Annotated in this window: 3 protein-coding genes; all 3 read right to left on the reverse strand. The window is 51.6% G+C overall.

Translation table 11 applies throughout. The features are described 5' to 3' along the window. Positions 1–8 precede the first annotated feature (8 nt). Genes J2Z66_RS15690 through J2Z66_RS15700 form a run of 3 tightly spaced genes read right to left on the reverse strand, consistent with a single transcriptional unit; the run spans position 9 to position 12,865 of the window. Positions 9–1,631, reverse strand: a complete 1,623-nt coding sequence (locus J2Z66_RS15690; protein ID WP_245375578.1) for a PfaD family polyunsaturated fatty acid/polyketide biosynthesis protein — start codon at positions 1,629–1,631, stop codon at positions 9–11. Then, positions 1,628–10,597 carry a beta-ketoacyl synthase N-terminal-like domain-containing protein gene (locus J2Z66_RS15695; RefSeq protein ID WP_209972375.1) on the reverse strand — a complete coding sequence of 2,990 codons (8,970 nt, stop codon included), beginning with the start codon at positions 10,595–10,597 and terminating at the stop codon, positions 1,628–1,630. Before J2Z66_RS15695 ends, J2Z66_RS15690 begins: the two co-directional genes overlap by 4 nt. A gap of 27 nt (positions 10,598–10,624) precedes the next feature. Next, a complete protein-coding gene (locus tag J2Z66_RS15700) occupies positions 10,625–12,865 on the reverse strand; it encodes an SDR family oxidoreductase (RefSeq protein WP_209972376.1) in 2,241 nt (746 codons plus the stop codon). Positions 12,866–12,944: the final 79 nt, after the last annotated feature.

Raw genomic sequence — 12,944 nt, forward strand, 5'->3', positions numbered from 1 at the left:
CTTATATCTTAACCAAGCGGTCGTGGAATGAATGCAAATGCTTCCTGTGGGACATTGAGTCCGTGACTTCTTACTTGCTGCGCTCTTGTAATAACGGCCGCACCTTCAAGTAAATTGAGTGCAATTTGCACAACCGTTCGACTGTCGGGCTGCTCCAAGAAGGTCCCTTTGACCCAGGCGTTGAATGCCCCCATAGCCGGACCGCACCAAATCTGATAATCGAGTCTGCGATGCTCTGTCCCCTCGGTCGCCCAGCGGCTGGCCTTGCCAAGATACCAGCGAAAAATAAGTGCCATCTTATGCTTGGGATCCACCATAGCCTTGGCAATTTGTCCGGGGTCACGATTTTGGAAAAACTGCTGTGTATCCTGCCAAATATGCTCCAGCTTCTCTTGGAACACATCCTTTTCCAACTTCAGGATTTCTTCACGCGGTATGTCTTCAAGCGAGCGGTAAGCTCGGTACAATTCCAGCAATTTGAAGCCTCTGGAACTAAATAACGTTCCCCGCTTAAGAACCTGTACCTTTACTCCTTGCTCGAACATATCCCCTGCGGGAGCCATGATGACATCGGCCAAATCCGCTGCCGCCAGCATCTTCTTTCCTTCCGCTGACAATCCGGATTCGATCGCCGATTGATTGACAGAACCCGTCATAATGTACGCAGCTCCAAGGGCAAAGGCAGCTGCTGCTGCAGTAGGTGTTCCGATACCTCCGGAAGCACCGACTCGGATTGGCTTCGTGTATGCAAAGTTGCGCATCAATTCATTACGAAGCCCCAAGATCGTCGGAAACAAGGCCGCCAATGGACGATTATCGGTATGCCCGCCGGAATCGGACTCGACCGTAATGTCCTCCGCAAGTGGCAGATGGGCAGCTAGCCTGACTTCTTCCTCGCTGAGCAGCCCTTTGGCCAGCAGCGCCTCCAGCATGCGGGCAGGCGGTGGTGACATGAAATGCTTCGCTACTTCCGGGCGGGAAACTTTGGCAAACAAATGATGTTTGCGGAGAATGGTTCCGGCGGCATCCAGGTGCAGCCCGCTGCAGGCGTATCGCACGACAGCAGGCGTTAAACCCATAAAAGCGGAAGCCGACACTCTGACAACGCCCCGCCGGAGAAATAGATCCACGGTCTTCTCTTCCATCAGCGGTTCGTTCGGACTGTGGATCAGATTGATCCCCCAAGACAGCCCTTCCGGATCTAGGGCAGCTTGGATTTCGATTATTGCTTGTTCTATGCGTGCAGGGGAAAGCCCACCCGCCCCGAAGAAACCTAGCATTCCGTTTCTGGCCATAGCAATGACCATTTGAGTTGTCGCGATTCCATTCGCCATCTCCCCGGCGATGTATGCAAACCGAACGCGATGAACGTTTAAAAAGGAGCGATCACCCAACCACTCGGGATACATTGCCGGAAGTACAGCTACCGCTGGATATCCGCTTACGCCAGCCGAAGCGGACGATGCATCCAGGCTACCTCCGACGCCAAGCCCTAGAGCTCCATCCTCGCCTCGCCTCATGATACAGACAGGCTCACGAACCTGTGAAAGCATCCCAAGTAAATCTTGTGAATGGAAAGCCGGATGAAGCTGCCCTGGAACCCACTGGCCTATATATGGTGATTTCATCATCGTTTGGCTTCCCCCTGTTCAATTGCACGCTCTGGATCAGAATGCTCGTACAAGCTGTTCGCCATGGAAGTGAGCCAGTCCCCATGTACACCATGCCTCCCCGCTTGCACTTGCTCAATCCCTGCTAATATAAGCTCCGTTTCTTCCGATCTGCCCGGAAGCTCGCTTAGTGCTTGCATTAGTACGGCATGCTCGTTAGAAATTTGCTTCTTCTGGCTCCACTCCCTGGCAGCATCTTGAAACGATACATTGCCCGCATGTGGAACTTCCTGCTCAGCTGGCACTCCAGTCACATTTATCGCTGCCAGAATATAGTTTTTGCGATCGACCAAAGACAGATGCTGAAGCTGCTCAGGGAGCACTGGCGTGCCGAGAACATAATCTTGACTCCCCATGCCCAGCGGGAATTCCAGCCGCTGTGCAGCAGGCTCTGATGAGAGCCCCCCAGATAAGCGGACAGGAATGATCGGCAGATTTCCTTTCATCGCCAAGTCAATCCACAGAGAACTCATGGTGCTTACAGGCACACCGGACTGAAGTGAACGCGTTCCTTCAATATGGACGAGCAGCGACACCGGATCACCCTTCATTGAGGATAGCAATTCTTCAGCGATAGTGAGCATGGATTGTTGATCATCGCGGTCAAAAAATACCATCGGACTATCAAACCGGATGTTCGGGTAAGCCGCAGCATGAGCTAATAAACTTCCAATCCAGGAATTTCGATGCTCTTTTTTGGCTATGGCCCGAATAGGTGTATTCAAACAGGCTGCCGCCAAGTAGGCAAAAAGTAATGATTCTACAGCGGTCTGATGATTTGCCAGGAGCAAAACGGGTCTACCTTTCAGATCTTTCAGCTTCTCCGGTGCTTCTATTACAAAATGACGCACGAACTTTCGAATTAGTCCCTCATAAAGGTCTTCCATAAACCAGGAACCGACCTGCGTCCGACTTCTCCAAAACTGCTTTGCCCTCGTAAGATCCATGGCGACTTCCCCGCCTGTTATGACCCGAACTTCTTCATCGGCCCGATTAACCTGCACCGTGTATCGCTCATAAGGTCGGGTTTGGGAATAAGCACTTAGGGCATCTGAACCTATCGTGATCAACGAAGGATGAACTTTCGCTAATTGGGCGACATGATCCTTAATAGCAACATCTGCTGCAGTGGATTGTGCTCCATTTTCCAATCCGTATACAGACGCCACCGTACCCGGAAACCAATCCGATTGTTTCATCTCTGCATCGCTTACGGATGTTGCTGTACCGTCCATTCGCGATAATCCAAATCCTGATACAAAGGTTTTATCCTGCAGAAATGCTTTCCGGTCCAATGGATTTCCTGCACCAAGCCGCCCTTTGGGCAGCAGCACTTCTACGAGCGTGAGGTCAACCCAAAGCTGGGAGCCGGAAAACAGTTGAATGTGAAAAGCGGGAAACCGGAGCGATCCTTCGAACCCCGCAAAGCGAACTTCGCACCTTACTTCCCCAGTCTGAGGTGAGGCACTATAGAATCTTGCCTCTTTTATCCGGTAAGGATATCCCACATCCGCGTCTGAAATATCAGCTGACCATTGTGATAACGCATCATGCGGAATGACATGGGTCATCCCGTCTAGCAGCAGCGGATGCAAACGGCCTGTAGGAATAATCGGGCTATCTGCGGATAATATGCCTGTTCCTCCGTTAATGCCGTGGATCAGCTTCTTGACTATATGAAATGATGGACCGTGAAACAGGTCACCTGCCGCGTACGGATCCGTTCTCTCAGCCGGTTCCTGCAGCTCATCCAATCTATCCGGCACATGATCATCATATTGTTCTCTTAGCAAAAAGCGCCCGCTTGCCGCTTCTTCGAACCTGGCCAGCCCGGATAGACTTGCTTCCCTCCAAAATTGCAATACGACATCATAAGAATTCGATATTCCCTCTGACTCCCGAATTTCTATCTTTAGCTCTTGGGCAGTACGGCAGACGATCCAGCGCATAAACCGGACGTTCATAATCGCACTAATGACCAAGCCAGGACTACGCTCTAAAACCGCTGAAGCCATATACTCAATCATAAAAGTAGCCGGCAGCGCAGGATCCGTATAGGTTGGACAGTGATCTTGAAGCCATGCATGCTGTGCCGTTGGCTCTAGCACCATTTCCTTCACTTGAACTGCAGAACGCTCCTGCAGCTTGTGATTCTTTCCATCAGAGACGATGCGCATCCCTATAAGGGGCGCGTGATATATCGTCAATCCGTCTACAATGAGCCAAGCTTCCGCGATGACGTACGGTCCATCCTCACCTGCTCCGACTTCCAATATTTCCACTTCCGTCGTAACGACTTTATTTAAAGGTGTCACTTGACCCCGGTATTTCCAGGTTACCTGATCACCAAGCATGATAGGCTCAAACCGCGGATGCTGCAGACCCTCACCCATTTCGCTATGCAGCATATAGAATTGCACAAGCTGCAGCATGGATTCAACACCCAAAGATCCGGGCTGCACGGGATCTGTACAAAAGTGTGCTTTGAAAAACCACTCCCCTGGCAGCACTTGCTTCTCCGCACGTAACCTTCCAAGCCCCTTCTTCCCCCCTTGCGGCCAATATCCACTCACTTGGTCTAAGAGAAGCAGTTTGCCTCGGGGTAGCCGGAGCCCGCCTCCATAATATCGAGATGGCTCCTCCTTCAGCATAACGATGAAGTCTGATGGCTGAACAAGCTGTTCAAGCTCATCCACCGTGCGGGCAATCCCGACTTGTTTGCCCAAATCCTCTTGTGTAAAATGACCGAAAACCGTGTCCAATGTATATACGGCTTGATCCGAATTCGCAAGGAAGCACTCCACTTTAAATCCTTCTATATAGGTATATCCCATGCGGGATACCTTCGTCATTATAACCTTCGTACGCAGCGTCCCCGAGTCAGGCCCGATCTCTCTGTGCATCGTCCCGCATCCATCCAGATTGCGGAAATACATGTCCTTTTCTCTCGATTCAGGAATGCCTAAATAAGAAACCAACCAGCCGCAGGGCTGAAGCGCAACCTCCATCAGCACACTGTAAGGCATTGTTTTGTTTCCGTTTTCTGCGAAATACCATGCGTCCTGAGGAATATCGTATTCTGCCTCTACAGTAGAGCCGACAGCAGGAACACCAATCTCCCCCTCAATAGATACAACTCGCGTCATGAAGTGATAAGGCGGACCAGGCAAACGAAGACTGTGCTTGCCACCATCATACGATTCATAGAATTTCCCGAAACCATCGGACGGCTTTCCTAATGCACATGAAAGCAGTGAAGCATGATTAAACTCGAAGCCATCCTTGGTACGAACAGCTACTCCAGCTTGGCTGGCCGCCGCTAATAGTTCCGGCATCGCGCTCAGCGGGTAATCAGGGGTAAGCTGAACACCCAAGCGTCTGCAGTGAAAAGCCTTCAGCCCGTCGACGGTAACCAGCACATCTGCAAACATCATCGGAACAGGTCCTGCTGTGATTTCTTCCACAAACACCTCGTAAATGAGCTTGCGTGAAGCAGGTGTAACTTGCCCGCGGCACTCCATTTTATAAGGGACATCCTGTACGGGCTCGAATTGCCAACCGTCCTTTTTTAACGTATATCCCATAGCTGTCAAGTAGAAGGACATCGCTTGAACGCTACCTTCGAACATCAACGTTCCCGGCATGACGGGGTCTTCATGAAAGTGACATGGGAAAAACCATTCATCCCCCGCAATCGCTGTTTCCGCCCGTAAATAACCGCGCCCCCACGGTCCACCGGCCGGGTCTAAGGCTATTACTTCATCCAATAAGAGCATCTGCCCGCTTTGAATTGTGGGGGTGCTCGTATGCGTCTCCGTCCACTCGTAGCCAGCCCCGAAGCATTCAACGACCCTGCCTTCCGAGAATGCCTTAACCTGTTCGGTGGAAAAGCTGGATCTCATCCTGTCCACCGCCGGCGGATCGAGCGGCCCTCCCAGGGAAGGCTCTACCGATGCGGCATCCCATATAACGCCGCCTGAATGCGCTAACTCCTCATCCGAGAAAAAACCGGCATGTCCCTTGCGCATCGTTATCCGATGCTCTGTTCCTATGAAACAATCATAGTGAAAGAAGAATAGTCGAATATCCCCGGACTTGGCATGAGAATCAACTTGGATCTGGTAAGTTAACGTATCTCCATGCTGGGGGAGCCGTCCGTGAAGCGTAAGTTCACATCCGAGCAATCTGTACACTTTTTCCCCGCGGTTGAATTGGTCAATGCCCAGCCACGAAATAAGCAGCAAATCTGCCTGACCGGACTCAATCATAATCCCAATTGGCATTCGTCCCTTATGCATATACCATAAATCCCGGTGCACATCCGTCTCGCTCCACAACGTCCCCAGACCCATCGAGTAGGGTTCGCCTTCGATTCCCGTAATTCGATCCGCCAGCAATAGCGGTGGTTCCGGCATGCGAACTTGACGGTTGAATGGATCTTGACCTGCAAACAGCAGCCCGAATACAGCGGATATTTGCCCTGAGGCGAGCTCCTCCAGCTGCGCCCGTGTAAATGACGGCCCGCTCGGGGTACGCAGTAGCACACTTGCACTCGCTATACCGGATGCGTCTGATGAATCGATTGCTCCATTCGTGGCATTCGCTAAAATCGATACGTTCGTGTCATTCGTTGCATTTGTTGCATTCGTTACATTCGTGGCAGTCGTGGTATTCATGCCAATCGTAATATCCGTGACTTTTGTAGCAGTCTCCGCAGCTGCAGCTATCGGGTTGTGCCTTGTTGTCTGAACAGCAGTGGTCAGCGGCGGAATCTCAGCGGCCAAAGTTGCGATTGGAGCCGAAGGCTCCCGGATATCCGCCACCAGGGATGGTTGAGCAGAAGCTGCATGTTCCATCATGGTAAGCTTGGTTTGCTCCAACATGTTCATAACATATTTTTGAAATTCATATTGGTTATGCAGATATTGTTTATGTACACGTGCGATATCCGTATAATGTGAACTGATGGCGCTTCGGATCAAGTCCGCATTCGAATTGTTCAATGGATTCTCCTTTGCTATTGCATCTCTTGGATGCAATGTTGTCATTGGAACGACACTCGGTTCAGGCTGCACGGGAGCAGGGAGCAGTGTTTCAATCTTAGTTCCCGCTCGCATGTGGTGAATAGGCGGCAGCCGGACTGCTGCCATATGTGCGGGAACGATGCATCGATGCAGATTAGCCGCTGTGCCGGACTGCTTCATCTTTGTTCCGGCACTCCGCTCATCAAGCCGACTAAGCAGCTTGCTGTCATCCAGCACGGCACCAGCGACAGCCAATTGGGCTGCTGCGGTGACTGCCTGCTTCAACGAACTTTCTCCTGGCTGATCCAAGGCAATGCATACATGCTCCTGATCGCCGAGTATACGTCTGATCCATTGTGAACATAGATCCCGGGGGCCGTGCTCCACAAATATACGGGCACCGTCATTCCAGGCGTTCTGAATCAGCTTCGGAAAATCGATCATGCCGCCAGCCATGCCGAGAAGTGCTTCCGCGGCCTTGTCCGTATCTGGATAATAATAAGAATGCGTCGAGCTCGTATAAAAGCGTATGCCAGGCAATTCCCCGGTAGGCCTACGGTGGATTTCCCGCCATTCAGCGGATATGATGTTCATTTCCGGGCAATGGATGACCATGTCATAGCCTAATGGATACACCTTAGCCGTACCTAATTTGCGCATGACCCGTTGACATGCATCGGGATCTCCACCGATGACGCAATCGTCAAGCGTATGAATGACGGTGAGATAAACTTTATCCTCAGACAGTATGGCATCCCGCACCACATTCACTGGCATCATAATCCGCCAATTGCTCCATTGCGGACTGTCTACTTTCCATGCCTGTTTAAGGACCTCAAATGTGCCTGCCAGCTTATGGTCGTATATTCCCTTGTCATGAAGTTCTTCGAATAGGCCATTCAAATTAGGCCACGCACCCATCGCGGCTAAAGCATTCGTTTCACCTGATGATAGTCCGAGGACAGATTGAGGCTTCAAACCGAGCCAATGTCTTGAGAATTCTGCATGCAGCTGGCAAATAAAGGAGGACGCTCCCAACAATTGAAGCGGCCCAGTGGCATCGGCCGTCTGTTCACCATAGAGCCATGCTGCTGCTTGTTCTGCCTCCTTGAAGCGCGTAAGCACTGCTGCGGACAATTCGGGTAAGATCGCTTGCAGTTCACCGCCCATTCCCTGATAGGCCGTTGCGGCACCTGCAAATACAAATGCAAGCTCTCCTGCGATCGGCTGATCCCGGTAGTAAATATCCTTGCCATTGTACACGGTCGGGTTAGGGATATTCGTTGACTGCATCCATTCGATAGCCGCCGACTTCCGCTCCTTCCAATCATCCTTGCCGGTATATACAATGGCGAGACGAGACGGCCCCCCGCTTCCTTCTTTTCCTTCCAATAAGGCCTCAAGCACTTCAGCCCGGCTAGTACCGGAGAAAACCCTGTAGCGGGGTACTTCTGCGATAATCGCCGGCTTGGATTTTTGCTCATCCCTGTATTCCACTAAATCTACTGCTGCAGAAACATCTCCCAAGGCCTTTACAGAAATCCGGGCAGTTTTGACTGCCTCAGTCACCCATGGTCTTGGCCGATGATCTTTTAATGCGGGGAGCATCTTATGGTGAATAGCTAAGGCTCCCGCCGCCACGTGAAGCAGTCCGTCCGCAGCGTGGGCTTTGCCGAAGCGCTTGTCCAGCCGGATACTGCCCGCATTCGAACCGAGCTGCAGCAGCGGCTCCTTCGAAGCTTCGGCTTCTCCAGGAAGGATAGCATAGATCGTATTACCATCCTTCTCGGCGTCTTCCAGACGTTTCAGAACCATGACAACCGCTGCATCTCCTTGCGGAGCTAATTCGCCTAACGCTGATGTTGCTGTCTCGTGAATCAGCTCACAGCTCATATCAACAGCACCTACGATGGCAGCATCCAATTCATTGGATCTGAGCGCGCGTGATGCAATAGCAAGCGCGGTAATTCCCGAGAGTTCTTCGCTGGAAACCGTGTAGCCAGGGCCGCTAACTTTAAACTGTTTATTCAAACGATTGGCCGGAATATTAGGTAATAACCCGACGACTGTAGCGGGATCCAAAGACGGGAACCATTGCTCCCGAGCCGTGCGCAGCCAGTCGGCATTTACTAATGGATCGCTTGCAGCTTCGGACCAAACCTTATACCAATCCTCTATCCGCAAACGTCCTCCATGGCGGGACAGCACACCGTCACATTGCATACCCACAAAGATGCCAGTGCGCTCTGAAGGGATGGGGCCAGCTTCCGCAACAGCCTCCTTAGCAGCCTTCAAAATTTGCAGTTGTTGAGGCAGTGTCTTTACCAAATCGCTTGGTGGAGTTGACGTGTCGCCAATGGACAAGGAAACTTGCTCTGTTTTCCCAATGACACTTTCTTGTCCCCGACGTATCTTCGTACGATCCAAGCCGAATAGGGATGCGCTGAAATCACGGGTATCATTACCGTTGGCAACAACTGCTCCAATCCCGACAATGGCCAGTTCACCTCGAACTGCCTTAACGTCAAGACGTTTCGGTCGCTGTTTGCGCCGCTGCGCGGCTTTCGTATTTGCTGTTGCCGTATATTGCTCAACAATCAAATGCGCATTGTTCCCTCCGAAGCCAAAACCGCTGATCGCTGCCAGGCGTGGTCCTTCGCATGACCACGGTTCCTCCTTCGTCAACAGACGGAATGGAGATCCTGCCAATGCTTTGATCAGTGGTCCTGCGACCAAAGTTGGTGGACGTACTTGATGCTGCATCGCTCCCAGCACTTTAAATAACCCGGCGATCCCGGCTGCTGTAGTCAGGTGTCCCATATTGCTCTTCAAAGAGCCGATAGGAAGGTCTTGCATTCCGGTATATACCTCTTGCATACTATGTATTTCTGTTGTATCTCCAAGCTGAGTGCCTGTTGCATGGCATTCAATTAAAGAGATGTCCTGCGGTGACAGCCCTGATCGCTCAAAAGCTTGCCGCATAGCCATAACTTGACCCGCGACGGATGGGGAGAGCAGGCCGCTGTTCCTGCCGTCATTAGATAAGCCGATCCCTTTTATGACGCCTAATATGTTATCCCCGGCCCGCTCTGCATCAGACAATCTTTTCAATACAACAAAACCGCATCCTTCAGCCGGCACGAGCCCACTGGCTTCCGCTTGGAAAGGGAGGCTTTTCCCCGTCTGACTAAGCGCCTTGAGCGTTCTAAATCCAGTGTGGTAAAATAACGGGTCTGGTCCGCTTACTGCTCCTGCCAGCATCAGATCCGAGCTGCCGTCTTGAAGACGGTCACAGGCCAGCTTGATTGCATACAAAGATGAAGCACAGGCAGCATCGATAGAGTAAGCTCCCGCACCCAGCTTCAATGCCTTGGCCATAATATGGGCTGGGTATCCAGACATAAAGCGATTCATGGCATCTGGAGGTACTCCCACAACACGGGCAATATCCGCCGCTGAAACGACATCGCCACTTTGCTGGTTTAACCATGCCCATTCCCCGTATTTCGCAAATGACACTGTAGGGAGAGATAAATTTCCGACAACAGCGCCGCACCCTTCCAGCGCTTCTAAGCTGCCATAACCGGCTGACCGTAACGCTTCCTTGGCAGCATAGAGCATCCAATGTACGATCCGGTCGAGTTTAAGCAATTCGTCCTTGCCAACCGCATACCCTTCGGGATCGAATACGGCTTCAAAGCCTTTCACATATCCGCCTCTTAATGACCATAAGGAACCATCAGCATCTACTTCCGCCAATGGGCGAGAAATCCTCCAGGCCTCCTTATCCGGCTCAGAAAGAAAATCACACCGGTCTATAATTCCGGTCCATAGCTCCTCTGGAGTTAATGCACCAGGCAATACACAGCCCTGTCCAATAATCGCTATCGGCTCCAACATCATGACCTGCTCTTCCTCTCCATTCTAAGTTCAATGTAACCTGCTGTGAAACTCCACGCCGTGGAATTCTGCGATCGTCTCCCAATCTTCTGACAAGAACAACATGCTGCCCGTTATCTTATAAGCTCCATTCCGCTCCCCACGAATGTAGACATATACGGGTTCCTTCCCAACACAACCAGGTACATAGGTCCCTATTTTTGTCGGCAGCGTTCTTTTCCCGAGAATCCTATGTCCCCATATTAAAAATAGCTGCATCCCACCATCTATCATGATAGGATCCGTGATCCAAGGGCCGCCTGCCCTGCGTGTTTCCTGAGGTCGCTGAAGCTTAGCCCCTATTCCTTGATCGCTAATGCCCAATATCTCTAACAAGACTTGAAATTGCGGTCCATGGAATAACAGGTCGCCGTAACATTGTTGAATGTCCCCATCCCAATCCTGCAAGGCAAGTGCATCCGGGCTAAAGCCGGACATGCCCCGATTTTCGTGGTCGGCAAGTACGGTTGTTTGTGCTGTCATAGCGATCTCACCGGTATAGCAGACCCTGCCTGATTCATCCATCAGTTCAAACTGAATAAGGGCCGAAGCTAAGCTTTCACTGCTCTCCAGAGCATGAATCCGATACACTTCTCTCCCCAGTTCATCCAGCATAATGCCCTTCTTCACCGATAACTCACTGAATCGCCCAATTCGCAGTTCAGGGCGAATACCGCTTGCCGCCTGAGCGAACCATTCCATAACAAGCACGGCAGGTATGACGTACTTGTCGTAAATCCGGTGGTCGGCCAAGTAAGGGGCTGAATCCAAATGCAGATGAATATCCATCTGCCAGTTTCTCGTATAAGCACCTTCTATTAGCGTGCTGTGCTCGGCTAATCCCCCGCCGATTACAACTTCCCTGTCCGACCCGATCGGACTATGAAGTTCTTTTACGAAGGCATCGGTTCCTTCTTTCAATGGAATTAACGAAACCCCCATCTGTTCGAAGTGCTTTTTCAGTCCAGGGTGAACCATTCCACCGTCCCAAGGCCCCCAATTGATCGATTTGACCAGACAGGATTCGCCTCTCAGACGGGCAGCCCGATGCGCTGCCTTATTCAATATTTCATTTGCCATAGCATAATCAGACTGCCCCACATTGCCGCTTCTTGCCGCAACTGAGGAAAATAAACAAATGAGTTTCAGCGGATCCTCCTGCGTGACCTCAAGCAAAGCCTTCATGCCATTTACTTTGGTGCTGAACACCGTATTAAATTGCTCCATAGACTTGTCTGCGATGACCTTATCTGCCAGTACCCCTGCGCCATGTACGATGCCGGTAATTGCGCCCCATTTTTCCCGAATCGGCTGTAACGCCACCTCAAGCGCATCCTTTTGCTGTACATCAACCGCAACATAGACCACTTCAGAGCCCGCTTGCCGCGATGCTTCCAAGTTAGCTTGAAGTTCCCGGTTCGCGACGATGTGCTGAACTTGTTTCCCCAGCTCGGCCGCTGTGAGGCTCCGCCCTTCCGACTTGGCCTGCTCCAGAAGCTTCCGTTTCATTAACGCATCATTTTGGATTCCGATACATACATCCGGCTCCGACTCAATTGGCGTTCTACCCAAGATGATCAACCGTGGCTGGCATTCGCGTGCAAGAGCAAGAATAGCGGCAGCGGTTACTCCTCTTCCGCCTCCAGACACGAGTAAACAGTCGGATTTCCCAATCGCCAGTTCTCCTTCAGGAGCTGCGGCCGCCTCTAACACGAGGGTTATGCGCTGGCCGGCCCGGGATAACCCTACTTCCTGTTCGGGTCCGCCTTGAAGCAGTTCAGTTACAATACATTCGGCGATGTCATTAGCACTATTGTCGCCGCAATCCAGATCGATGGCCTTAACGGTCGCCTTCGGCCATTCCTTGCCTGCAGTCTTCACCAATCCAGGCAGCCCCGATGTCCAAACATTGTGCTCAGCCCCTGCACCTGACAGACCAAAGTCCCCTCCAGTCTGCTGCACGGTGACAAACACCCCTCCACTTCGTTCAAACTTCGCAGCTACGGTCTTTGCTGCCTGAAAGGCTTCCCGGTTCACACTCATCGCTTGCTCATCATCAACCAAGTGCCCGAGACCTCCGAGATAAATAACGGCGTCGGCTTCCGGCGTTGCTTCAGTCACAAGCTTTACCTGTGCCCCATGATCTGCTAGTCTCAGCGCCAGGCACTTTGCTATTTCGGCATCGCCACCCACAATTTCGACCCTTGACTTTCCATCACAAAGTCCCGGCATCGCCATTCCCCTAGGGGGCGCCAACTGTGCTTTCACCACATATCTCACAATGCCGCTTTGAATAATGGCATTAGGCGAA

The organism is Paenibacillus eucommiae, from assembly GCF_017874215.1.
GTDB lineage: Bacteria > Bacillota > Bacilli > Paenibacillales > NBRC-103111 > Paenibacillus_AI > Paenibacillus_AI eucommiae.